23 protein-coding genes are annotated in these 24,543 nt (G+C 63.7%); 3 read left to right on the forward strand and 20 right to left on the reverse strand.

Features of this window, described 5'->3' with window-relative positions; all coding sequences use genetic code 11:
- Positions 1-27: 27 nt before the first annotated feature.
- From rarD to lspA, 4 genes are read right to left on the reverse strand one after another with little or no spacing between them, the layout of a single operon-like run.
- A complete protein-coding gene (gene rarD, locus RHP72_RS16870) occupies positions 28-966 on the reverse strand; it encodes an EamA family transporter RarD (protein ID WP_042453573.1) in 939 nt (312 codons plus the stop codon).
- A gap of 11 nt (positions 967-977) precedes the next feature.
- On the reverse strand, positions 978-1,661 hold the full coding sequence (locus RHP72_RS16875; protein WP_054828008.1) for a hypothetical protein: 684 nt from the start codon (positions 1,659-1,661) through the stop codon (positions 978-980).
- The gene (locus tag RHP72_RS16880; RefSeq protein ID WP_007733161.1) at positions 1,658-2,584 is read right to left on the reverse strand and encodes an RluA family pseudouridine synthase; all 927 of its coding nucleotides are present in this window, start codon (positions 2,582-2,584) and stop codon (positions 1,658-1,660) included. Before RHP72_RS16880 ends, RHP72_RS16875 begins: the two co-directional genes overlap by 4 nt.
- Complete coding sequence (gene lspA, locus RHP72_RS16885) at positions 2,581-3,267, reverse strand: signal peptidase II (RefSeq protein WP_003941684.1); 687 nt, start codon at positions 3,265-3,267, stop codon at positions 2,581-2,583. Before lspA ends, RHP72_RS16880 begins: the two co-directional genes overlap by 4 nt.
- Positions 3,268-3,335: 68 nt before the next feature.
- Here lspA and RHP72_RS16890 point away from each other — a divergent pair, with 68 nt between their 5' ends.
- From RHP72_RS16890 to RHP72_RS16900, 3 genes are all read left to right on the forward strand, one after another.
- On the forward strand, positions 3,336-4,262 hold the full coding sequence (locus RHP72_RS16890) for a hypothetical protein (RefSeq protein WP_003941753.1): 927 nt from the start codon (positions 3,336-3,338) through the stop codon (positions 4,260-4,262).
- A complete protein-coding gene (locus RHP72_RS16895; protein WP_228401058.1) occupies positions 4,259-5,026 on the forward strand; it encodes a sensor domain-containing protein in 768 nt (255 codons plus the stop codon). The genes RHP72_RS16890 and RHP72_RS16895 overlap by 4 nt, the downstream gene beginning before the upstream one ends.
- 142 nt (positions 5,027-5,168) lie before the next feature.
- Positions 5,169-6,560 carry a glutamate decarboxylase gene (locus RHP72_RS16900; protein WP_042921836.1) on the forward strand — a complete coding sequence of 464 codons (1,392 nt, stop codon included), beginning with the start codon at positions 5,169-5,171 and terminating at the stop codon, positions 6,558-6,560.
- A gap of 83 nt (positions 6,561-6,643) precedes the next feature.
- On the opposite strand, the gene RHP72_RS16905 is transcribed toward RHP72_RS16900, so the two are convergent.
- From RHP72_RS16905 to murD, 16 genes are all read right to left on the reverse strand, one after another.
- On the reverse strand, positions 6,644-7,135 hold the full coding sequence (locus RHP72_RS16905) for a hypothetical protein (protein ID WP_245361455.1): 492 nt from the start codon (positions 7,133-7,135) through the stop codon (positions 6,644-6,646).
- 131 nt (positions 7,136-7,266) lie between these two features.
- Entirely contained in the window at positions 7,267-8,595 is a 1,329-nt protein-coding gene (locus RHP72_RS16910) for a DNA polymerase IV (protein WP_397517615.1), read from the reverse strand.
- A 72-nt stretch (positions 8,596-8,667) separates the two neighbouring features.
- A complete protein-coding gene (locus RHP72_RS16915; RefSeq protein WP_073512221.1) occupies positions 8,668-9,006 on the reverse strand; it encodes a TfoX/Sxy family protein in 339 nt (112 codons plus the stop codon).
- A 68-nt stretch (positions 9,007-9,074) separates the two neighbouring features.
- Entirely contained in the window at positions 9,075-12,188 is a 3,114-nt protein-coding gene (ileS, locus tag RHP72_RS16920) for an isoleucine--tRNA ligase (RefSeq protein WP_073512233.1), read from the reverse strand.
- Positions 12,189-12,469: 281 nt separating this feature from the next.
- Positions 12,470-12,784 carry a hypothetical protein gene (locus RHP72_RS16925; protein WP_007733197.1) on the reverse strand — a complete coding sequence of 105 codons (315 nt, stop codon included), beginning with the start codon at positions 12,782-12,784 and terminating at the stop codon, positions 12,470-12,472.
- A gap of 49 nt (positions 12,785-12,833) precedes the next feature.
- On the reverse strand, positions 12,834-13,661 hold the full coding sequence (locus RHP72_RS16930; RefSeq protein ID WP_003941722.1) for a DivIVA domain-containing protein: 828 nt from the start codon (positions 13,659-13,661) through the stop codon (positions 12,834-12,836).
- 141 nt (positions 13,662-13,802) lie between these two features.
- Positions 13,803-14,081, reverse strand: a complete 279-nt coding sequence (locus tag RHP72_RS16935) for a YggT family protein (RefSeq protein WP_003941780.1) — start codon at positions 14,079-14,081, stop codon at positions 13,803-13,805.
- Between the two features lie 189 nt (positions 14,082-14,270).
- A complete protein-coding gene (locus RHP72_RS16940; RefSeq protein ID WP_003941752.1) occupies positions 14,271-14,921 on the reverse strand; it encodes a cell division protein SepF in 651 nt (216 codons plus the stop codon).
- Between the two features lie 85 nt (positions 14,922-15,006).
- Positions 15,007-15,756 carry a YggS family pyridoxal phosphate-dependent enzyme gene (locus RHP72_RS16945; protein WP_073512220.1) on the reverse strand — a complete coding sequence of 250 codons (750 nt, stop codon included), beginning with the start codon at positions 15,754-15,756 and terminating at the stop codon, positions 15,007-15,009.
- Between the two features lie 6 nt (positions 15,757-15,762).
- Positions 15,763-16,530 carry a peptidoglycan editing factor PgeF gene (gene pgeF / locus RHP72_RS16950; RefSeq protein WP_051649556.1) on the reverse strand — a complete coding sequence of 256 codons (768 nt, stop codon included), beginning with the start codon at positions 16,528-16,530 and terminating at the stop codon, positions 15,763-15,765.
- Between the two features lie 108 nt (positions 16,531-16,638).
- A complete protein-coding gene (gene ftsZ / locus RHP72_RS16955) occupies positions 16,639-17,826 on the reverse strand; it encodes a cell division protein FtsZ (protein WP_003941788.1) in 1,188 nt (395 codons plus the stop codon).
- 239 nt (positions 17,827-18,065) lie between these two features.
- Positions 18,066-18,704, reverse strand: a complete 639-nt coding sequence (locus tag RHP72_RS16960; protein WP_007733212.1) for a cell division protein FtsQ/DivIB — start codon at positions 18,702-18,704, stop codon at positions 18,066-18,068.
- Positions 18,705-18,868: 164 nt separating this feature from the next.
- Positions 18,869-20,377, reverse strand: a complete 1,509-nt coding sequence (gene murC / locus RHP72_RS16965; protein ID WP_030537033.1) for a UDP-N-acetylmuramate--L-alanine ligase — start codon at positions 20,375-20,377, stop codon at positions 18,869-18,871.
- The gene (murG, locus tag RHP72_RS16970) at positions 20,374-21,543 is read right to left on the reverse strand and encodes an undecaprenyldiphospho-muramoylpentapeptide beta-N-acetylglucosaminyltransferase (RefSeq protein WP_003941767.1); all 1,170 of its coding nucleotides are present in this window, start codon (positions 21,541-21,543) and stop codon (positions 20,374-20,376) included. The genes murC and murG overlap by 4 nt, the downstream gene beginning before the upstream one ends.
- Positions 21,540-23,018 carry a putative lipid II flippase FtsW gene (gene ftsW, locus RHP72_RS16975; RefSeq protein WP_007730088.1) on the reverse strand — a complete coding sequence of 493 codons (1,479 nt, stop codon included), beginning with the start codon at positions 23,016-23,018 and terminating at the stop codon, positions 21,540-21,542. The genes murG and ftsW overlap by 4 nt, the downstream gene beginning before the upstream one ends.
- Positions 23,015-24,538: a UDP-N-acetylmuramoyl-L-alanine--D-glutamate ligase gene (gene murD / locus RHP72_RS16980; RefSeq protein ID WP_047270101.1), complete on the reverse strand. Its 1,524-nt coding sequence runs from the start codon at positions 24,536-24,538 to the stop codon at positions 23,015-23,017. The genes ftsW and murD overlap by 4 nt, the downstream gene beginning before the upstream one ends.
- Positions 24,539-24,543 lie beyond the last annotated feature (5 nt).

The raw sequence follows: 24,543 nt of genomic DNA on the forward strand, positions 1-24,543 counted from the left end.
AGCGGAGTCGCCGTGCGCCGCCTCCGGTCACGTGACCGGAACCTCGGGTTCGGCGCTCGACCTCACCGAACGCCGCGAACGTCGACCGGCGACGAAGGTGTCTGTCGTGAAGATCACCAGTGCAGCCCAGATCAGAACGAAGCCGATCCAGCGTGAGGCCGGCATGTCCTCGTGCATGACGGCCACACCCCACGCCATCTGGAGCGCCGGGGTGAGGTACTGCAGCATGCCCATCGTCGCCAACGGAACTCTCTGAGCGGCGACGCCGAACAGGAGCAGCGGCAGCGCGGTGACCGGGCCGGCGGCAAGCAGCAACAGGCTGTGCCCGGTACCGCTGCTGATGAATGCACCGGCCCCGGTCAGGCCGAGAAACACGAGGTAGCCGACCGCGAACGGTGCGGCAACGACTCCCTCGGCAGTCAAACTGGTTCGAGGATCGAGCGGAACCACCTTCTTGACCAACCCATAGGTGGCAAACGAGCCGGCGAGCAGCAAAGCGACGATCGGAGGTTTCCCGAAGTCGACCGTGATCACCACAACTGCCGTGGCAGCGAGAACGAGCGCGGCGATCTGGGCGGGACGCAGTCGTTCGCGGAAGATCACGACGCCGAGCAGAACGGTGACCAGCGGGTTGATGAAGTACCCGAGAGCCGCCTCCACGACGCGGCCTGACACCACGGCATAGATGTACGTCCCCCAGTTCACGGCGATCGCCGCTGACGCCGCGGTCACCAGCAGCCAGGTGCGTGCGCTGATTCCGCGAAGCGATCCGAGGCGGCCGGCAAAGGCCAACACGATCAGCATCAACAGAAGGGTCCACACCACCCGGTGCGCCAGGATCTCGACCGGATCGGCGAAGTCGAGTAGTCCGAAGAATGCCGGGAACGTTCCCCACAACAGGAACGCCGCCACACCGTAGAGGATCCCCGAGGACGAACCAGACCTAGCGCGTTCGTCCTTGTTCACAGAACCGGAGTTCACGGGACCGGGCCGTCGTCGGGGCCGGGAGCAACGACGTCCACGTACTCCGGCAGCAAGGGACGGACGGCTGCCAGCCACGGCGAGGCGTCGGACGGCAACGCTTCCACTGCACGGACGTTCGAGTCATGTTCGATCGCTTCGAGTCCTTCGGGAGTAGCTCGCACCAGCACGCCCACCGCGCAGGCGCACCCGGCGGACAATCGCTTCGCCGACGCGAGCGCCACCTGTTGCTGACGATCGGTGTCGCCGCCGAGCGAGACCAGTCGCGTGGCTGCAACCCCGGGCGATCTGCGCACTGCTTCGTCGTTGTCGGGCACGGGCACCGACATGAGCGGCGTCTGGACGCGTTCGATCGGAACTCGGAACATGACCCTGGACACGCGAACGCCCGAGACCTCAGCGCCCGGCACCTGAACACTGCTGGTCGACGTGATGACCTCGCCGACGGTGAGTGCCTTCGTGAACGAGACCAACGCCCACACCGGCCCGTCGACCGACGCAACAGAATCTCGCGCTCGGTCGAGGTAGTCCGGGACAGCTTCCCCGCTGTCCGGACCCAGAGTGTCCGTCCGGATCGGCGGGGTCGGCACGGGATTCGCGAACCCCACGCCCACCACCGCCGCCACACCGACCACCACCGCGACGACGGCCGGCGCGGGGGTAAGCCCGCGCGGTGTCATGAGGACCGGAGAACTTCGAGTGCGTGTTCGAGATCCTTCGGGTACTTGCTCTTGATCTCGACCCAGCGCCCGTCCGCCGGATGTGCGAATCCAAGAGACACGGCGTGCAACCACTGGCGCTCGAGGCCGAGCCTTTCGGCAAGTCGAGGGTCCGCGCCGTAAGTCAGGTCGCCGCAGCACGGATGGCGCAACGCCGAAAAGTGGACACGGATCTGGTGTGTGCGACCGGTTTCGAGGTGCACGTCCAGCAGACTCGCTGCCTGGAACGCCTCGATGGTGTCGTAGTGCGTGACGCTGGGCTTGCCGTCGGCCGTGACCGTGAATCGCCAGTCGTTCCCGTGATGGCGTCCGATGGGCGCGTCGATCGTTCCGCTGCTCGGGTCGGGGTGTCCCTGCACGAGAGCGTGGTAGCGCTTGTCGATGGTCCGCTGCTTGAAAGCGCGCTTGAGCAACGTGTACGCGCGCTCGGATGTGGCAACCACCATGACACCCGACGTTCCGACGTCCAGGCGGTGGACGATGCCCTGACGCTCGTGGGCACCGGACGTCGAGATGCGGAAACCGGCCGCGGCAAGTCCGCCGATGACGGTCGGTCCCGTCCACCCGACGCTGGCGTGCGCGGCAACTCCGACGGGCTTGTCGACTGCCACGACGTCGTCGTCGGCGTAGAGGATCTCCATTCCCTCGACCGGTGTCGCTTCGATGGTCAGGGGCCGCGGCGGTTCGGGCAGGACTACCTCGAGCCACGACCCTGCGGTCAGACGATCGGACTTGCCGACGGCCACACCGTCGACGAGTACCGAGCCTTCTTCCGCGAGTGTCGCGACCACGGTGCGCGAGAGTCCGAGAAGGCGCGCGAGGCCGGCATCGACGCGCATGGCATCGAGACCGTCGGGCACTGGCATCGAACGGGATTCCCTCACTTGGTTTCTCCCTCGGCTGCAGCCTTCGATTCGGTGAGCTTCTTGTCGTCCGCCTTGTGATCACGCAGGCGTTCACCGTTGGGTTCGAAGCCGAACAGTGTCAGGACGACGAGCAGAATCGCGCCACAGACGATCGCGGAATCCGCGATGTTGAACACCGGCCACCAGCCGACGGAGACGAAATCCACCACATGTCCGCGCATGATTCCGGGAGAGCGGAAGAATCGGTCGACGAGGTTACCCAGCGCGCCGCCGAGAACGAGGCCGAGACCGAGCGCCCACCACGGTGATCGGAGCGTGCGACCGATCTTGATCACACCGATGACCACACCGATTGCGACGAGAGTGAGGATCCACGTCATCGACGTCGCCATCGAGAACGCTGCCCCCGGATTGCGCACCATCGTGAATGTGACCACGTCACCGATGATTTCGATCGGCTGCCCCGGTTTGACCGCGGCGACTGCCCACACCTTCGTGAGAATGTCCGAGAGCAGGATGACAGCGGCGATGGCAATGAGCATGGTCAGCCGGCGGGGCTTTTCGACCGGCGCAACCGCCAGGTCACCGTCTTCCGATTTCACGGCTTCCGGTTTCACGGTTTCGGGCTCGTCGGCCTTCGAGATTTCGGTAATCGGCTGATCCTCCGCGTTGACATCTCGGTCTGGGTGGTCTGTACTCACGCAACCATCATCCCTCATGTTCACCGCACCGGGTCACGCACTCTGCAACTGCGGCTAGCCTGGAGCGCGTGCCACTGCTGTCCACGACCGGCCGACGCGTTCCGTTCGCCCTCGCTGCCCTCGCTCTCACCACCGTTCTCACCGCTTGCGGCGACTCGGATCAACCTCCGAACACCCCGACCTCCTCGCCGAGTGAGGTGACTGTTCCGGTGACCGCCGCGACGGTCGAAGTTCTCGAGGCGGGAAGCGAGCCGCGCGAGGTTTTGCGTACGAACTTGCCTGTCGGCACCACGCAGACGGCGACGCTCGTCACCCAGGCCGTCGTGAGTCAGCAGATCGATCAACAACCGGCGCAGGATTTCTCTTCGCCGGAGATCACGATCCCGCTCTCGGCAAACGTGACCGCTGACGATCCCACCGCAGTCGTTGACCTCACGCTGTCGTCGATGACCTCGCCCGATGCAACGCTGCAGGCTGCGCTGAGCGGGGCCGACGGGTCTGCGGCCGGATTGTCGGTCACGGATTCGGGCGCCATCACCGCCCTACGGTTGAAGCCCTCCGCCAACTCGGCCAATGCTGCCCGCGCTGCAATCGAACAAGCGCTGGGCCAAGCGGTCTACCGGACCGTTGCACTCCCCGACGCTCCGGTCGGTGTCGGCGCACGTTGGGTGGTTCGGCAGCAAGTCAGCAGCGAAATCCTGCTCGATCAGACAACCACCGTCACGCTCACCGCGCGCGAGGGCAATCGGCTTTCGCTCGCGGTGGACGTATCGCAGACCCCGCAGAGCCCGGTCTGGAACCTGGCTGGTGACGCCGGAACGCTGAACATCGATCAGTACGTCATGGCCGGCTCCGGAAACCTCACCGTCGACCTCTCACTCCCCTTGCCGATCGACGGACAGATGACCGTCGGCGGCGACCAGGCATACGGCGACCCGGACAGCTCCTCGGTGATCCGGCAGACCATCTCCAACAGCATTCGGTGGGAATCGTGACACGCCGGTCGCTTCTCGCACTTGGTCTGACCGCAACGGCGGCACTGTTCGTCGTGACCGGTTGCGGCTCGGACGACTCGCCTGGTGCCGACACGACTACGCAGGTTTCCGCCCCACAGGTCGGCTTGGCGCCGTTCACGGCTGCTCCGGCCGCACCGCTGAGCGGGGCGCCTCTCGACCGTGACGGCCTGCAACGAGCCGCGCTCACCCTGTCCGAGCTACCTGCCGACTTCGACATAGTTCCCGACCCGGTCGACGACCTCGGCCTCGCACCGGCGCCGGAGAGTTCGGAGGCGGACAAGTCGAGCACCGACCCCGCCGTCTGCGCCCAGGTTCTGGCGCCGATAGCCACCCAGGCTCCCGGATCGGTCGCCGACCTCTCCGACATGTTCACCGGCCCCGATTTCACGAGCATCGATCAGGACTCTGCTTCGTACGCCGACGGCACCGCGGCAGCAGCAGCTTTCGAGAAACTTCAGACCACGCTGGCCGGGTGCGCGGAATATTCAGGAACCGATGCCGACGGAACGACAATCACCTATCGCGTCGGCGGAGCGTCGGACCCGAACGTCGGCGACGCGTCTTTCGCTTTCCGAATCATCACGGAGAGTGGCGGTTTCACCTTGGTCGCCGATGCGATCGTGGCCGCAGTCGGGACCACGTTGACCCAGGTGTCCGCAACTGCGCCGAGTCCGATCGCCCCCGACGTGCTGCACTCGATGGCATCGGCCGCCGCCGATCGCCTGCGCGCACAAACGCCCTGACAACGAGCGGATTGGTCGCGTCTCGGCCTTTCGCGAATGATTCGGGACCACAGACCCTTTGACAACTGCCCGTCCACACTGAACGGTGAGAGTAGGTACGAAACAGACCAACGCGACACACTGATGTGAGGAGCCAGAGTTCATGCCGGAACCCAGAAGGTCAGATCACACCGATTACGTAGCCGTCAATCCGATCTTCTCGAGGCCTGGCGAGGATTCGGTTGCATCGAAGTACACACTCGAACCCGACGGCATGCTTCCCGAGACCGCGTATCAGATCGTCCACGACGAAACGATGCTCGACGGCAATGCGCGGCTCAATCTCGCGACGTTCGTCAGCACGTGGATGGACGATCACGCCACCAAACTGTATGCCGAGTCGTTCGACAAGAACATGATCGACAAGGACGAGTATCCGCAGACCGCCGCGATCGAAACCTATTGCTGGCGCATCCTTGCCGACCTCTGGCACTCGCCCTCCCCCAAGGACGCAATCGGCACCTCGACGATCGGTTCGTCCGAAGCCTGCATGCTCGGCGGCCTGGCGATGAAACGACGCTGGCAGCACGCACGAAAAGCCGCGGGCAAGTCCACCGAAAAGCCAAATCTCATCATGAGTTCCGCGGTCCAGGTGTGCTGGGAGAAGTTCTGCAACTACTGGGACGTCGAAGCGCGTTACGTGCCGATCAGCGAGGAACACCGCACCCTCGACGGTCACGATCTGGACAAGTATGTCGACGAGAACACCATCGGCGTCGTCGCGATCATGGGCGTCACGTACACCGGGATGTACGAGCCGGTCCTGGAAATCTCGAAGGCACTCGATGCGATCCAGGCGAAGACGGGACTCGACGTCCCCATCCACGTCGACGGCGCTTCCGGTGCGATGATCGCACCGTTCCTTCAGCCCGAACTCGAATGGGATTTCCGACTACCGCGCGTCCACTCCATCAACACCTCGGCGCACAAGTACGGGCTCGTCTACCCCGGCCTCGGCTGGGTGGTCTGGCGATCGCAGGATCTACTTCCCGACGACCTCGTCTTCAAGGTGAGCTACCTCGGCGGCAGTATGCCGACCTTCGCACTGAACTTCTCGCGTCCCGGCGCTCAGGTGATCCTGCAGTTCTACTTGTTCCTGCGTCTCGGCCACGACGGCTATCGCGCGATCCAGCAGTCCTCACAGGACGTGGCGAAATTCCTCGCCGAAGGAATCGGGAAGCTCGACGCCTTCGAATTGTGGAACGACGGTTCCGACATCCCGGTCTTCGCGTGGCGCCTCGCCGAGGGCCACACGTCCAACTGGACGCTGTACGACCTCTCGGACCGGTTGCGAGGCAAGGGCTGGTTGGTGCCGGCCTACCCCATGCCGGACGATCTCGCGGATCTGACAGTGCAGCGCATCGTGGTTCGTAACGGACTGAGCATGGACCTGGCGGCCAATCTGCTGCGCATCATCGAAGAGGAAACCGCGTTCCTCGACGAACTGGACAGCCCGATGCCGCGGCCGCGCGTCACCGAGGGATTCCATCACTGACGTCGCTTACCACGTGAAGAGCGGCCGCCCACTCCACTTCGGGAGTCGGCGGCCGCTCTGGTGTTTCAGGTGTTACCGAGAGATCAAGCAGCGCAAGCCGGCGAGGTCAGACCTGCAACGCCGACGATCTGGCAAGCGGTGGTCTTCGAGAGCTTCCAGACGCCGTCTTCGTAGACGAACGACGCCTGCAGGCCCTGCTGCAGCGGCTGGCCGTTGACGACGATGTTCAGCGAAGCTGCTGCCGTCTCGCTGCCCGTGTCGGTGACCGGGTCGAGGATCTCGACCTGGGCGCCGGCAGCCTTGGCGGCAGCGGCGACCTGGTTGATCAGCTCGGGATCCTGCTCGGCGCCCTGGACGAGGTTGACCTTGTCTGCGGCCGGAACGCTCTCGTCGAGTGCCTGAGCGACCTTGGCGTTGAGCTCAGCAGAGGTCGGGAGCTCGGGAGCGGGATCGCCGGAGGGCGTGGTGGTAGCCGTCGTGGTCTTCGATGACGTGGTGGGTGATGCTTCCTTTTCACCCGAGCTACAAGCGGTCATCGTGAGGGCTGCTGCGATCGCCACTGCTGCAACGGTCATCTTCTGAAGCTTCAACTTCTCAGTCCTATCCATTCGGGTGTTCACATTCGAGCGTCAGTCGAACATCGTGCTTGCTCGAGGATCGTCGACAACATTACCCAACGGTAAGCGGAAAAAGTCTAAGGACATCCTCAGAGAAGGCTGTCGACCGCATCTGCTACCTCGAGCACCTCATCCGATTCGGCGAAGGTTTTGGCGATTCCCGTTCCGCTGGAACGGGTTTCGAAGCGAACGGTGACCACACCGTGCCCGGCGCCCTGCACCCAACCGTGTCCGTATTCTGGATGCTTCACGTCCAAACCAGGGTGCCAGTAGCGCTGAGGGACGCGTGCGGCCACCGGAACGTCGAGTTCGGCCTCATCGAGGGCGCCCGTGAGAGTCTCGACCGGATAGCCGGGAACATCCTGATCCAACTCGGGAAAAAGTGATCCTTGCCGAACGGTGGACAAACCGGCGAATCCCACACCGACCAGGCGAATCGGCCCCAATTCCTGTGGATCGATGACCTGTTTCTGCGCAGTCGCGATGAGGATTTGGCGGTCGATGGTGGCAAACGGCAGCGTCACGGATCGAGTCAAGATACTCATATCGGACTTCTTGAGCTTCAGTACGACGGTGCGAGCAGCTCTTCCGTCCTTCTCCAGCCTGGAAAATGCTGCACGACCACTACTTTCGACGGCGGCGCGCAGTTGCGCCATCGTGACGATGTCTGCGGCGAACGTGGATTCCGCGCTGATCTGCTTGGATTCGGCACGCTCGGCGACCGGCCGATCGTCGATCCCCTGTGCGAGCCGATGCAACCCCGGTCCGACAGTGGTTCCCAGTATCGACGCCACCTCCGCTATGGGAGTGCGGGCAAACCCTCCGATGGTTTCGATGCCGAGACGCTTGAGCTTTTCCTCGGCAACAGGGCCGATCCCCCAGAGCTTTCGCACCGGCAGTGGATCGAGCAACTCGTGCTGCATCCCGGGAGGAATCACTGCGACGCCGTCGGGCTTTGCCAGTCCCGACGCGATCTTGGCCACCTGCTTACCTGCGCCGGCCCCGATCGAAGCGACCAACCCGGTCTCGGCTTTGATCAACGCCCGCAGGTCCTCGCAAAACGCGCGGACCTCGTCAGCTCCGGCACCGGCCAACTCCACCGGTTCCCCGAAAGCCTCGTCCACCGACAGTTGCTCGAGGATCGGCATACGAAGGCGCAACGCGTCGAACGTGCGTTTACTGAGAACCGAGTACAGGGACATCCGTGGCGGCAATACCACCGCTCCACCACCGACCATCCGGCGTGCTTGATGCATCGGCATTGCCGATCGCGCACCAAAAACTCTCGCTTCGTAACTTGCCCCGGCCACCACCCCGCGCCCGCCCAAGCCGCCGACCAGCACCGGGCGACCTCGCAGAGTGGGACGCGTCAACTGCTCGGCGGAAGCGAAAAACGCATCCATGTCGAGATGCAGCACCCACCTACGACTTCGTGTGGGATCACCTTGATTCATCGGGCGTTACGGTTCTCTCAAAAGTAGGTGCAGAATTTACGTCCGCGCCTTCTTCTTCGGCGACTTCTTCTTCGGCAGGGGCAATACGTCGGCAGTCCGTTGAATGAAGGCGTGCAGGTGATCGAGGTCCTGCAACCGTTCCTCCGTCACCCGGTAATAATCCTTCGCTCCCGGGTACGGCGGAGCCAGATCGGCCTCTGATCCGAACTCCGTACTGACCTCGGTGGGTTTGACGAACAGAACGTCTCCGCAGATCAAGCCCACGATCTTCTCGTCGCAATACACTCCGTACTCGCCGAACATCGCCCTTGCCCGCACGTCGAGCGGTTCCAACTGCTCGAGAATGCGCGCCACGGTTTCCTTGCTCGTACTCATGAGAGCAAACTACTCCGGCACCCCGACATACAGACATTCATCGGAGAGCCGGAGTAGTCGCGTCGGTACTAGACCTTCGTGATTGCGGCGCGGATACCCTCACCGAGATCGACGGCGTCGTCTCCCGCTTCACCCACCGAGAAGGAGGTGGCCAGAACCTCACCGGCGATCAATTCGCGATGACGCTCTGCCCACTCCTTGCAGTCCTGCGGAACCTCGAGCACGACGTTGATCCGGTCCGAGACGTCCAAACCGGCGGCACGGCGCGCATCCTGCAACTGACGGATACGGTCCTTGGCCCATCCCTCGGCTTCGAGTTCCTCCGTCACAGCGGAATCGAGTACGACCAGTCCCGCACCGTCCGGCAGAGCAGCCGTCGAATCCGGCTCGGCCGCAACCAGTTTCTGCGTGTACTCCTCGGGCAGCAGTTCGATGCCCGCCGCAACCACGACGCCGTCCGCGTTCTCGGTCCAGTCGCCCGCCTTGACCGCCTTGATGACAGTCTGAACGGACTTGCCCAGACGCGGTCCTGCAGCACGCGCGTTGACCGCGATCTCGAAGCGCCCGTGCACGTCGACGTCATCGGTCAGATCGACCTTCTTGACGTTGACCTCGTCGGCGATCAGTCCGAGGAACGGACGCAGACGCTCGGCATCCGGCGCCGCAACCGTGACCTCGGGCAGCGGAAGACGAACACGCAGATTCTGTGCCTTGCGCAGGCTCAGCACCGTGGAGCACACGGTCCGGACGTCGTCCATCGCCGCTACCAGGTCGGGGTTCGCGGGGAGCTCCGACGCCTCGGGCCAATCAGCCAGGTGAACCGAGCGCTCCCCGGTCAACCCTCGCCAGATCACCTCGGACACCAACGGCAACAGCGGCGCAGCGAGACGCGTCACGACCTCGAGCACGGTGTGCAGGGTGTCGATCGCGTCGCGATCCTCGTCCCAGAACCGCGAACGAGACCGTCGCACATACCAGTTGGTGAGCGCATCACAGAACAACCGAAGCTCGTCGCACGCACCGGCGATGTCGTTGACCTCGAGGGCCTCGGTGATCACGTCGCGGGTGGTAGCGAGCTTGGCCAGGATGTACTGATCGAGGATGTTCTCCGAATCGGTACGCCACACCCCGGATTCCGGGGCGTACAACTGCAGGAAGCTCCAGGCGTTCCACAGCGGGAGCAATGCCTGACGCACACCTTCGCGGATGCCCTGCTCGGTCACGATGAGGTTTCCGCCGCGCAAGATCGGCGAAGACATCAGGAACCATCGCATCGCATCGCTGCCGTCGCGGTTGAACACCTCCTTCACGTCCGGGTAGTTGCCCTTGGACTTGCTCATCTTGAGTCCGTCGTCGCCGAGCACGATGCCGTGCGCAGCAACGGTTTTGAACGCCGGACGATCGAAGAGTGCGGTGGCCAGCACGTGCAGCGTGTAGAACCAGCCGCGAGTCTGCCCGTTGTACTCGACGATGAAATCGCCCGGGAAATGGCCCTCGAACCATTCACGGTTCTCGAATGGGTAGTGCACCTGCGCGTACGGCATCGAACCGGATTCGAACCAGCAGTCGAGCACCTCGGGAACGCGGCGCATCATCGACTTCCCGGTCGGGTCATCGGGGTTCGGGCGGACCAGGTCGTCGATCATCGGGCGATGCAGATCGGTCGGACGCACACCGAAGTCTGCCTCCAACTGATCGAGCGATCCGTAGACGTCCGTACGCGGGTACTGCGGATCGTCCGACACCCACACCGGGATCGGGCTGCCCCAGTAGCGGTTTCGGCTGATGTTCCAGTCGCGTGCACCTTCGAGCCACTTGCCGAACTGGCCGTCACGGATGTGCTCGGGCACCCACGTGATGTCCTTGTTCAGCTCGACCATGCGATCGCGGAACTTGGTGACCGCGACGAACCACGAGGGAACCGCCATGTAGATGAGCGGCTGCCCACTGCGCCAACTGTGCGGGTACGAGTGCTCGATCGTCTCGTGCCGCAGCAGCTTTCCAGCGGCCTTGAGGTCCTTGATGATGACCGGGTTGGCGTCGAAGACCATCAAGCCCTCGTACGGCGGAACCATCGAGGTGAACTTTCCACCCGGATCGAGCGGCTGCACGACCTCGATACCGTTGGCCGTGGCGACATCCATATCCTCCTCACCGAAAGCCGGTGCGAGGTGGACGATTCCGGTTCCGGAATCGGTTGTCACGTAGTCGGCCGAAAGCACGACGTGCGCGTTCGGATGTCCGAGGAAGAAGTCGAACGGCGGTGTGTACGACAGTCCGACCAGCTCGGCGCCCTTGTGACGGGAAACGACCTCGGGGTCCTCCCCCAGCTCACGTGCGTAATGAGCAACCCGTGCTTCCGCGAGCACGTACCGCTTTCCGTCCTCGCCGAGCACCTGGACGTAGTCGACCTCGGGATGAACCGCAGTGGCCAAGTTGGACGGCAGTGTCCACGGAGTCGTGGTCCAGATGATCGCGTTTGCGCCGTCCAATGGTGAACCCGGAGCGACCAGCGGCATGTCGACCGTGACTGCAGGATCCTGACGCATCTTGTACGCGTCGTCGAGACGAGTCTCTTGATTGGACAGCGGAGTCTGCTCGTACCAGCTGTAGGGCAGCACGCGGAAGCCCTGATAGATCAGGCCCTTGTCGTGCAGCTCCTTGAAGGCCCACATGACGGACTCCATGAAGTCGACGTCCAGGGTCTTGTAGTCGTTGTCGAAGTCGACCCAACGTGCCTGGCGGGTGACGTAGTCGCGCCACTCGTCGGTGTACTTGAGCACCGAGGCCTTGCAGTACTCGTTGAACTTGGCCAGACCCATGACTTCGATCTCGGCCTTGTCCTTGATGCCGAGTTGCTTCTCCGCTTCGAGTTCTGCGGGCAGTCCGTGGCAGTCCCAGCCGAAGCGTCGCTCGACCTTGCGTCCACGCATGGTCTGGAAGCGCGGCACCAGGTCCTTGACGTACCCCGTCAGCAGGTGACCGTAATGCGGCAAACCGTTTGCGAAGGGCGGTCCGTCGTAGAAAACGAACTCTTCGCTGCCGTCCCGATTGGAAACCGACGCACGGAAGGTGTCGTCGTCGTCCCACTGTTTCAGGACTTTCTGTTCCAGTTCGGGGAACTTGACTCCGGTGTCGGCGGGGACACCGTAGTCGACTTTGGGATACCCGTTACTCGCCATGGCGATCTCCTCGTGCCAGTCGGACTCGGCACGGGGACGACGTGGCGCTTGTGCGCCGACACCGCGGTACCACCCCGTTTGCACCCCGTAGATCCGCGCTTGGATCCCGAGGTGCCACTCGATCGAGCTGTGACGGGCTCACCCGTTCGGTTCTACTGAGTTCTGGGCGCCTGAAGCGACAAGAACCGTTCTTCCGAAAGCTCCCCGGTGATTGCCGGATCACAGCCTGGTATTCGTGTTGGACAGTCTAATACTCGTCCTGGACCTTGTCGGAACTCGCCCTAGGACTTGTCGGGGCCACCCGGCGACTCGCCATGATTTCTCTGATTGTCATCGTTGGCGGTGGCTGCATCGTCGATCGACGAATTCGAGGAACTCTCGACTCGACCGTAAGGCGACGACATTCCGCTGCCCGATGCCGGGTCATCCAACGAAGGAACCGCCTTCCTGCTGGTCAGCGCACTGACCAGCAGGAGGACGGCACCTGCTACACAAATCGCGATACATGCCCACGCCCAGATCAACGACCCTGTGGTCAGGGCGACGATCAGGAGAGCGAAACCAACTCCCGCGAGAACCAACGTCACGACCAGCACGTATCAACCTTTGTCCGGTCCGATAGCTGAGCCGACGGGGCGCTCTCGGTCAGCTGTTTCCCTTGGCGAAGGACGGGCTGTAGGAATCCTGTCCACCGTCGACCGGAACGGCCGAGCCGCGCTGTTCGAGCTCTTCGAGCTGCGATTCCAGGTAGGACTTCAGGCGCACCCGGTACTCGCGTTCGAACGTCTTGAGCTGCTCGATACGGCCCTCGAGGACCGAACGCTGCTGGTTGATGGTCGCCATGATTTCGGTGTGCTTCTTCTCGGCGTCCGCCTTGAGAGCGTCTGCCTTCTCCTGAGCCTGGCGAAGCTGGGTCTCGGAGCGAGTCTGAGCGTCGGTGAGCATCGCCTCCGACTTGTTGCGCGCATCCGCGATCATGCCGTCAGCCTTGCTGCGAGCCTCGCTCATGAGCTGCTCGGAGTTGGTGCGGGCACTGCCGAGCAGCTGCTCGGACTCGGTCTTGGCATCGTTGGTGAGGCGATCCGCCATCTCCTGAGCCAGTCCGAGGACCTTTGCGGCCTGCATGTGGGTGTCGCCGCTCTGCGGCGCTGCAACGGCAGCGGCGGCGGGAACCGGCGCTGCAACAGGTGCAGGCTTGGGCGGTTCGACGACCCGAGCGGGCTCCGGCTTGGGCTGCGCTGCGACGGGTGCTGCCTGCTGAGCAGGTGCCGGCGACTTCTTGGCAGCCGCGAGCTCCTGATCCAGCTCACCTACGCGCTGGCGCAGGTCCGCATTCTCTTCGATGAGCTGCGACAGCGCCTGCTCGACGAGGTCGAGGAATGCGTCGACCTCGTCCTCGTTGTAGCCACGCTTGCCGATAGGCGGCTTGCTGAACGCAACGTTGTGCACGTCAGCTGGAGTCAGTTGCGGCATGGAAGGATCCCTTCACGCGTCATTTGGCGGTCTAGCAAGCATTCAGTTGCAACACAGTCTACGTAGTGGCGAACTACGTAGTGGCGAACCACTGGATGAGTTATGGCATCCATTCTGGCACACCACTCACTCGGACTGCGCTCAGCGAACAACCGACATCAGGATGATGACGATGAAAAGCAAGACCATGATGGATAGATCCAAGCGAACTCCACCGAGGTTGATCGGGGGGATCAACCTGCGGAGCAGTTTCACCGGAGGATCGGTGATCGTAAAAATGGTTTCGAGAATGACTGCGACCAATCCGGTCGGTCGCCAATCTCTGGCAAACGAACGAACGAACTCGACGATCACTCTGCCGATCAGCAACAGCCAGAAGACAACCAGCACCAGATAGATCACAGAGAGAAGCGCGTCCACACCCTCACTCTGCCTGACTTCTGCGGTGTGTCCAAAACAGACACACCGCAGCAATTCCGGAACCGGTCCGCATCGAGTCCGTCTTGTAACGGCCGGCGATGGGTCCGAATGCGGCGTCCGCCGAGACGGGCCGCCGTTCGAATGTGCTCACGTCACCCCTGCTCAGGGGCCGGACTGCGGTCGAGACCATCATTTCTGGCTGTAGAAACCCGTCTCGGCGATCCGACGGCGCTCCTCGGCGGAAACGTCGATGTCGGCCGGTGAGAGAAGAAACACTTTGGTGGCTACCTTGTCGAAAGAACCACGCAATGCGAACGCCAGGCCGGCCGCGAAATCGACCAGACGCTTCGCGTCGGCGTTGCTCATGTCGACCAGATCCATGATGACGGGAGTGCCGTCCCGGAACCGCTCACCGATGGTGCGGGCCTCTGCGTAGCTCTGCGGACGCAGTGTCGTGATCTTGGCGAGCGGGCCGCCGTCGTCGACAACCGGCGCACGTCGCGCTTCGGGTCGCTCTGCGCGCGCGTCGACCGCGAGGTTGCCACGGCTTGCCGGGCGCGGCGCCATCGCCGGGCGGCTGCTGCGGCTGGGAACGGTGTCGACGCGGGGCCGGGAGTCGTAGCGATCGAACTCCGCGTCCTCTTCGTCACGACGACTGGGCGCATAGCTCGCCTTCGAGAAGGCAGGTTCGACGAACTCGCGGTCGTCGCGCTCGGCATAGCCGTCGTGACTACGACGGGGTGCGCGGCGAGCCTGATCGGGCTCCTCCACGTATTCGTCCTCGTAGTCATCGAGGGGAACCATGCCGAAGTAAGCCTTGAACTTATGCAGGTTGCTCATTGATCGACCTTCCTTGGCGCGGCGGAATCAATCCGACTGCGACCGGTCGCAGCGGTGTGGACGGGTTGGGCGATCACCTGAGCGATCACCTCGAGATTACTGGTCGTGAGCCGAGCAGTGCGGTTCCGACACGCACGCAGGTTGATCCGTGGCGCACTGCAGCCTCCAGATCGCCGGTCATACCGGCCGAGAGTTCGGTTGCCCGGGGATGCGATTCGAGGATCAAAAGATGTGCCCTGCGGAGGATTTCGAACTGCTCGTCCGGATCTGATCCAAGCGGCGGGACGGCCATCAGTCCCGCGAATTCGAGACCTTCGGCTGATTCGATCCGCTCGGCGAGAGGCGTTAGCTCGCCCGTCGGAACTCCGCCACGCGCGGGGTCTCCGTCGAGACTTACCTGGATGAGCGCCCGGAGCGGCTTCGTGCGCTCACCGTCCGACAAAGCACTCAGCGCAGCCCGATCGAGTGCATCGACCAGTCGCGCACTGTCCACCGAGTGAATTGCATAGGCCCACTTCGCTACCGATCGAGCTTTGTTGCGCTGCAACTGTCCGATCATGTGCCAGCGAACCGGATCATCGATCGCGCCCGTCTGTGCAGCGCCGTCGAAGTCCGCGACCTTCTCCACTGCTTCCTGCTCACGCGACTCACCGAATTCACGGCAACCCAGTTCGTACAGAATTCGAGCGTCGGACGCCGGAAAGAATTTGGTCACCGGCAGCAGTGCTACGTCGGAAACCTCGCGACCGGCGGCAAGGCAGGCGGCCGCCAATCGCGCCCTCACCGAGTCGAGTGCCGTCGATATTTCTGTCAGCCGCATTTCCGTCTCGCGCATTTCTGCCTAGACGGTTTCCTGCGCTGCGGGCGCTTCCATCCAGATCACTGCAGCTTGACGCCCGGTCAGAGATTCTCGGCGATGACTGAACAACGCGCGATCCTCGATCGTGCACCGCGGGTCCTCGGCGACACCGGACACACCCGCGGCGAGCAACTGCTTACGCAGTCCCGCACGCAGATCGAGCCCCGGCGTGCCCTTCTCGGTGCGAGTTGCACTGCCCGGCAAGTGCTTTTCCACGTCCGCGCGCATCGCAGCGGGAACCTCGTACTGGCGTCCGCTCGCAGCCGGACCGAGGAAGGCGCCGATACGCGAAACGTCCGCGCCCTGACGCACCATCTCCGCGAGGACGCGCGGGACGATACCGATGCGGGCACCGATCCGTCCGGCATGAACGGCCGCGATCACACCGGCCTCCTCGTCGGAGAGCAGAACGGGAACACAATCTGCACTGAGGGTGGCGAGCGCCAGGCCGGGAACAGTGGTGACCAGAGCATCCGTCGCCGGAATCACTTCGTCGGTCGGTTCCGTCACGACAGTGACGTTGCGCGAATGGATTTGTTCCATCCACACGAGATGGTCAGGCTCGACGCCTATTTCGCGTGCCAGACGTCGGCGATTCGCATCGACGGCTGCCGGATCGTCTCCGACGTGATCGCCCAGATTGAACGACTCGTACGGTGACGCGGAAACACCACCGGCTCGGCTGGTCACGACGCGGCGAATGCGGGTGCGGGTGGTCGACTTCTCGGTACTCAAGATAAGTGTGCTCACAAACGTCGAAAGTTGTCGTCCGGCTCAGACGTGACCGGACATCCAGTCAAGAACAGGGTACCCAGAAATTCCGGGCACCCTGTTCTCGAAACTGTTTGTAGCCCTACGTCAGCGACGCATGAAGACCGGCACGTCGACGTCGTCGTCGCCCTCGTCTTCCTGGACCGGCGCATGGCGGGGGCCACCGATCGGAGGCAAGCTGCCCGAACCGGTGGTCTCGCGCGCTGCGGAAATCGGCTGCTCGCCAGCAGGTTCGGCGGCCACCGGCGACCGGCCGACCTCACCCGCGCGCCCGGCGCCGATAGCTCCACGTCCCTGCGCGGTCGACTCCACGGGACGACGAGCCGGAGCTCCTCCGTCGAATCCCGCAGCGATGACCGTCACACGAACCTCGTCACCGAGTGAATCGTCGATGACCGTTCCGAAGATGATGTTGGCGTCGATGTGGGCAGCTTCCTGCACCAGCGAAGCCGCCTCGTTGATCTCGAACAGACCCAGATCGCTACCGCCGGCGATCGACAGGAGCACGCCGCGGGCGCCTTCCATCGAAGCTTCGAGGAGCGGGGAATTGATCGCGGATTCCGCCGCCTTGATCGCGCGTCCCTCACCCCGCGAGGAACCGATTCCCATCAACGCACTACCGGCACCGGACATGACACCCTTGACGTCCGCGAAGTCGACGTTGATCAGACCCGGAGTGGTGATGAGGTCGGTGATGCCCTGGACGCCGTTGAGGAGAACCTCGTCCGCGCTGCGGAACGCGTCCATCAGGCTGACGGCCGCGTCACCGAGCTGGAGCAGGCGATCGTTGGGAATGACGATCAGCGTGTCGCAGGACTCGCGGAGCGCCTGGATTCCGGTATCCGCCTGTCCCCCACGACGCTTGCCCTCGAAAGAGAACGGTCGCGTCACGACACCGACGGTGAGTGCGCCCAGCTTCCGGGCGATGCTTGCCACGACAGGGGCACCACCGGTTCCGGTGCCACCACCCTCGCCTGCGGTCACGAACACCATGTCGGCGCCCTTGATGACCTCTTCGATCTCGTCCTTGTGATCTTCGGCTGCCTTGCGACCCACTTCCGGGTCGGCACCGGCGCCGAGGCCACGGGTCAATTCACGACCGACGTCGAGCTTGACGTCGGCGTCACTCATCAGAAGGGCTTGCGCGTCCGTGTTGACCGCGATGAACTCGACTCCCTTGAGTCCCTGTTCGATCATGCGGTTGACTGCGTTCACGCCGCCGCCGCCGATGCCGACGACCTTGATTACGGCGAGGTAGTTGTGCGGGGGCGTCATCGGCTCTCGCCTTCCGTGTCGTGTTTCACGCTGCTTGTCAGTGCTGCTGTCTTTGTTACTGCTGTTTTTGTAGCTTCATGCTCTTCGAGAACAACCCTAAACCTCAACCACAGGGTTAGAGTTATGTCAAGTATTCGATCTGAAACGAAACGCTATGCACCGTCGTCGCGTTCCGCCATTAGGCGCGCCGAGACACACCGAAGTATTTGCTGCGCACTGACGCACGGCTGCACCGGGCGCTATCGCACCGTCGGCAGATCAGGACTGGACACGTCGTACGTCTGCCCCGGTTGGGTCAACAGCGGAAGCGTCACAGCAGCCTTACGATCCGAGTGCTCGACACCGCCCCAGTTTACGACGCGACCGTCGAGCAGAGTCAGCGTGACACTCGAAATCGACCGAGCGGCAACCTCTCCCACCTGAAATCTCAGATCCGGCGGCAACACCGACAACACCTCGAGCGCGGCAAGCGTCGGCTCGTCGTTCCACCCGGGCGTCGGTGTCACCAGACGCGGAACCCCGGGCGGCGGGACGCCCATCTCGAAGTCGACGCCCTTCTCGTCCAGCAGGTGTGCACCCTCAGGTGAGTCGACGAAGACGACCGGTACCCGTTCGGTGACGGTGACGCGGATAGTCGACGGATACATCCGCTGCACACGAGCCGAGGCCACCTTCGGAATCGTCGCCACACGTGCGGCGGCGGCGCCGGTGTCTACCCGCATCAACGGCTGACCGGTCGGTACGGCCAGGAGCGAAAGGATCTGTTCCTCACTGACGGTCGTCGCACCGAGAACTTCGGTGCCCCGGACCGAGAGCACCGGAGACAACCAAGCCGTCAACGCAATTCCCACCACCAGCACGATTGCCAGCGGTGCCACGATCAGCGGTCGCTTGAACCACTTACGAGTCGGTGTGGGTTCGGGAGCCGGCTCCGTCGACCGCGTCGAGTATCGCGATTCGGTGCGAGTACTGCGCCGACGCGTACTGGTGGCTTGTCTGGCTCGAGGATCTCGACGCCCGCGCCGACTTCGTGCGTCGGGTGTCATCGCGGCGCGGGATGCGGCGCCGAACGCAAAGCATCGAGGATCTGTTTGCCGAGCATGGTCACGTCACCGGCACCCATCGTGATGACGATGTCGCCGGGGTGAGCCAACGCCGCCACCTGCTTCGGCGCCTGTGACAGATCCGGTTGATAGTGAACAGGTTTCGTGACCGACTGAGCGACCAGCGCACCACTGACGCCCGGCATCGGCTCTTCGCGAGCGCCGTAGACATCGAGAACGACAACCTCGTCGGCCAAGTCCAGCGCCTGCGCGAACTCCTCGGCAAACGCGGCGGTGCGTGAATAGAGATGAGGTTGGAAGACCACGATCACGCGTCCGGCTGCCGAATTGGTCGACGACGAATCGTCCTCCGGTCGAACCAGATCCGCCGCCGCGCCGAGAACCGCACGAACTTCGGTCGGATGGTGGGCGTAGTCGTCGAACACCCGGACACCACGCTCGCGGCCGGTGAACTGGAACCGGCGGTGTACGCCACCGAATCCGGCGAGCCCCTCGACGATCTCCTCCGTCTCGGCGCCGGCGTCACGGGCAGCCAGTAGAGCCGCAAGTGCGTTGAGCGCCATGTGACGACCCGGCACTGCCATCCGCACGGTTCGCGCGGCGCTCTCGCCCGCCAGGTGGAACTGCAGGACTCCCCCGACGTCGTGCGCATGGAAGCCCAGTAGTCGGACTCCGACCTCGACACCGTCGACAGGCTCGAAGGCGGTGCCCGCCTCCACTTCCTGCGCGTCTGCCGATCCGTAACCGAGTACCCGGATGTCCGAACGGCCCGAGGCCACGATTCGCTTCGCGAGATCCGCCGATCCCGGGTCGTCGAGGCAAGCAATCAAGAGCCCACCCGGACGCAACTTGTCGACAAAATCGTCGAACACCTTCACATACGCTTCGACACTCCCGAAATAGTCGAGGTGATCGGCCTCGATGTTGGTCACGACGATCACGTTGGGGTCGTACTGCAGCAGCGACCCGTCACTCTCGTCCGCCTCCGCGACAAAGACGTCACCGCTGCCGTGATGGGCATTCGTTCCCGCTTCGTTGAGTTCGCCGCCAACGGCGAACGAAGGGTCGAAACCACAGTGCTGCAGGGCGACCACGAGCATCGACGTTGTCGACGTCTTGCCGTGTGTACCCGAAACCAGGAACGTGCGATTGCCCTGCATCAGTGATGCAAGGACAGCCGGACGAAGAATCACCGGGATTCCACGGCGAGCGGCCTCGACGAGTTCCGGGTTGTCCTTCGGGATAGCCGCGTGCGTCGTGACGACGACGGTCGGACCACCCGGCAGCAGGTCGAGAGCATCGGCGTCGTGGCCGATCCGGACCTGTGCCCCGCGTGCACGAAGCGCCAGGACTCCTCGGCTCTCCTTGGCGTCCGAACCCGAGACAAGGCCCCCGCGGGAAAGCAGAATTCGAGCGATGCCGGACATACCGGCACCGCCGATTCCGACCATGTGTACTCGCTCGAGGTGGGCGGGCAGCGCGGTCATCGGTTTCCCCTTGCGTTTTCCTGGACGGCGTTTTCCTTTGCCGCGATGTCGAGCACGATCCGTGCGATCTCGGTTGCCGCGGTGCGGTGCCCGACGTTGGCAGCACCACTGCTCATCTTGTCGAGGCGCGCGCTGTCGCTCAGCATCGGGACGACGGTACCGGCGACGAACGTCGGCGTGAGCTCGTTGTCGGAGACGATGATCGCACCGCCCGCTGCGACAACGGGTTTCGCGTTGAGTTCCTGCTCACCATTGCCGTGCGGCAACGGAACGTAGACGGCCGGAAGCCCGACCGCCGAGACCTCGGCGACCGTCATCGCGCCCGAACGACAGATCGTCGCGTCGGCTGCGGCATACGCGAGATCCATCCGCGAAAGATAGGGAACAGCCACATACGGTGCCGTCTCCGAGTACTGCGTGACTTCGAGAGAGTTCTTGGGTCCGTGTGCGTGAAGGACCGAGATCCCGGCCTTCGCCAGTTCTTCCGCTGCTCCGGACACCGCGTCGTTGAGCGACTTCGCGCCTTGCGATCCGCCGAAGACGAGCAGAACGGGACCGTCCTGAGGTAGTCCGAAGTACTCGCGAGCTTGCGAGCGGAGTCCCGCTCGATCGAAATTGGCGATCGACGCGCGAACCGGGATGCCAACGATCTCGGCGTCCTGATCGCCGCGGTTCTTCACTCCGGAACCCGGAACAGCAGCAAGCACCCGCGTCGCCAGGCGAGCACCGATCTTGTTCGCGATGCCGGCACTGGCGTTCGCCTCGTGGATGACGATCGGAATCTTGCGGCGGCGCCGAAGAACACCGCCACGTGCGGCAAGATACGCCGGAAGCGCGACGTAACCACCGAAACCGACGATCACGTCGGCGTCGACGGAATCGAGTACCTCACGGGTCTTGCGCACCGAGGCGAGGATGCGTGTCGGCAGTTTGACGAGATCCATCGTGGGCTTACGAGGAAGCGGAACCGGGGGAATGAGCTCGAGCGTGTACCCGCGAGCCGGCACCAAGGTGGTTTCGAGACCACGCGCCGTCCCGAGCGCAGTGATTCTGGTGTCGGGCGCAGCGGCCTTGACCGCGTCCGCGACAGCAAGTGCGGGTTCGATGTGACCAGCCGTGCCTCCCCCTGCCACCACTACCGACAGAGCCGATTTGTTGCCGCTCACCTACGAATTCCTCGCTCTCGAACTTCTCGTGGATCTTGTGCCCTACGTGTCGGCGCCTGCCGACGCTGACCATTCTGCCCTCCCGCGGTGCGCTTCCGTGACCCAGCGGCCGCACCTCGGTTGGAATCCGAGGAAGGGCGAGCACCTTGATCTGCCCGCTTGCGTCGATCGCCCGTCTCGATCGCGCGCCGGCCGTCGCGTCCGCGTGCCGGTTCGATCTGCCGTGCGGGCTTCGGTCGACGGATCGGCCGGCCCCCTGACGGCGGGTGGTACAGCACGGGCTTCGGCAGTCTGAGCAACTTCGAGATCTTGCCGTCCTGCCCGGAGTTCAGAGCGGCAACTGCTTCGGGCTCGTGGCGCGCTGCATTGGCGATGACACCGAACATGAACAATGTGATCGCCAAGGACGAACCGCCGGCGGAGACCAAGGGCAACTGGAGTCCGGTCACCGGCAGCAGTCCGATGACGTAACCGATGTTGATCATTGCCTGGCCGACGATCCAGGTAGTTGCAGTGGCCGACAGGAGCCGCCAGAACGGATCGATGCTGCGGGCTGCGATCCGCAATCCCGTGTAGACGAATACAGCGAACAAACCGATCACCACTGCGCAGCCGACAAATCCCAACTCTTCGCCGATGATCGCGAAGATGAAGTCGTTGTGCGCGTTGGGTAGGTAGTTCCACTTGGCGACGCTCTGACCGAGTCCGCGTCCGAAAAGGCCCCCGTCGGCGAGCGAATACAAAGCCTGCTTGGCCTGATAGTTGTTGCCCTGCAGGTCGTCGCTTTTGTTGAAGAAGGCTTGAACTCGATCGGAACGATAACCGGCCGTCATCGCCAGCACGCCCGCCACGACGACGCCCGTCACCGCGATCGAGCCGAAGAGCTTCAGTGGCAGCCCACCGAACCACAGCAGGGCCCCGACGATGATTCCCAATGCGATGGTCGTACTGAGGTTCGGTTGCGCGACGACCAGCGCGAAGACCAGCATTGCTGCGGGCACGAGCGGAATCAGGATCGACTTCACGGATCGGTCGTCCGGCCGCCGCGAAGCCAACAGATGGGCGCCCCAGATCGCCAACGCGACCTTCATGATTTCCGAGGGCTGCACCGAGAACCCGCCGACGTTGAACCAGCGACGCGCGCCCTGCGCTTCTGTGCCGATTCCCGGAATCAGGACGAGTACCAGCATGATCAGCACGACGACGAACAGCGGAAACGAATACTGCCGGAGCACTCTCGCCGGGATCCGCAGCGCGACGTAGAAGAGCACAGCTCCGAGAATCGCGAAGATCAACTGCTGGGTGAACAACGAATACGCCGAGCCACCGGACACGTACTGCTCGACGCTCGACGCCGACAGAACCATCACGAGCCCCAAGACAGTCAACATCGTGGCAATCGTCACCACCAGGTGGAACGACGCCAACGGCCGCGCCAACCAGGCACCGATTCGGGTCTTGGGACCCTTGGTCATAGCAAGTTCCCGGCTTGGCCAGGCGAATCCGTGAACGGATCGGGTAATGCGGCGACGGCGGCGGCGAAGCTGTCACCACGATGTCCGTAGCTGGCGAACATGTCCAAGGACGCGGCGGCCGGGGCGAGTACAACTGCATCACCGGGGGACGCCAACTCGGCAGCTTCGACTACCACTGCGGCCATGACGGCATCCGCGTCGGCACCCGACGGCAGCCGGATGGTGAGAGTCGAGTTGCTGCTGTTTTCGCTCACCACTGCATCGTCCCCCGACATCACGTGCACCACGGGAACATCGGGCGCGTGTCGCGCGAGCGCGTCCTCGATCACACCAGCGTCACGCCCGAGAAGGACAGCGCCGGAGAGTCGAGGGCCGACTTCGCTCACCAATTGGTCGACGCTGGCTCCCTTGAGCAGACCGCCTGCAACCCAGACGACGCGATCGTGCGCGAGTATCGACGGTCGGGCTGCGTGCGGATTGGTGGCCTTGGAGTCGTCGATGTACACAACGGACCCGACACGGCCGACCAGCGCCCCTCGGTGTGGGCCGACCTTGTGTGCGGCCAGACCGCGTTCGACGACGTCTGCCTCGAATCCGAGTGCCCGCGCCAACGCGGCGGCGGCCAGCGCGTCCATGACGCCTGCCGGGCCGGCGGGATCTATCGACGCTGCTTCGGCCAAGCGGACGTGATCGCCGAATGCGTTGTCCACGAGGTGTCCCGCTTCGACACCCAGTTCTCCTTCGCCCGGTTCACCCAATCTGAACCCGGTGACAATGTCTGCAGTTGCGCGAGTTCCCAGTTCGGAAGCGATCGCGTCATCGAGGCCGACCACCGCGACCTTTCCGCTCAGCGCCCGCGACTTGGCCTCGGCGTACGCGCTCATTCCGCCGTGCCAGTCGAGGTGATCCTCGGCGACGTTGAGGACCACGCCGGCATCCGGACGCACCGAAGGCGCCCAGTGCAATTGGAAGGACGACAGTTCGACAGCGAGGTACTCCACGCGCGGCGACGTCTCGGCGAGTGCGTCGAGTATCGGCAGCCCGATGTTTCCGCAGGCTCGGCCGACAACTCCGGCGGCGTCGAGAATCGAGGCCAGCATCGACGTCGTCGTGGTCTTTCCGTTCGTCCCCGTCACGACGAGCCATTTACGGGGTGTGCCGAAGTGCCCGCTGTGGTCGACGCGCCAGGAGAACTCGACGTCTCCCCAGATGGGAATCCCGTGACCGGCGGCGGCTGCAAGGATCGGTGCATCCGGCCGAAAGCCCGGACTGGTGACTACGAGCCCGTACTCGGTGATCGAATCCGGAGCATCCTCGATCGAGGTGGTGGTCACCATGTCCGCGCCGAGCTCCGCGCAGCGCTCCGCGAAGTCCAAGGTCGAATCGGCAACCGTCACGACAGCACCGAGGGCGACGAGAGGTTCGATGGTCGCTTGACCGGACACCCGCCCACCGGCGACCAGCACTCGCGTACCGCGGAGCCAGGACAGGTCGTTCTCGGAATCCGCTGAGCTGGTCATGGTTT

The organism is Rhodococcus sp. SG20037, from assembly GCF_031763325.1.
Lineage (GTDB): Bacteria > Actinomycetota > Actinomycetes > Mycobacteriales > Mycobacteriaceae > Rhodococcus_F > Rhodococcus_F qingshengii.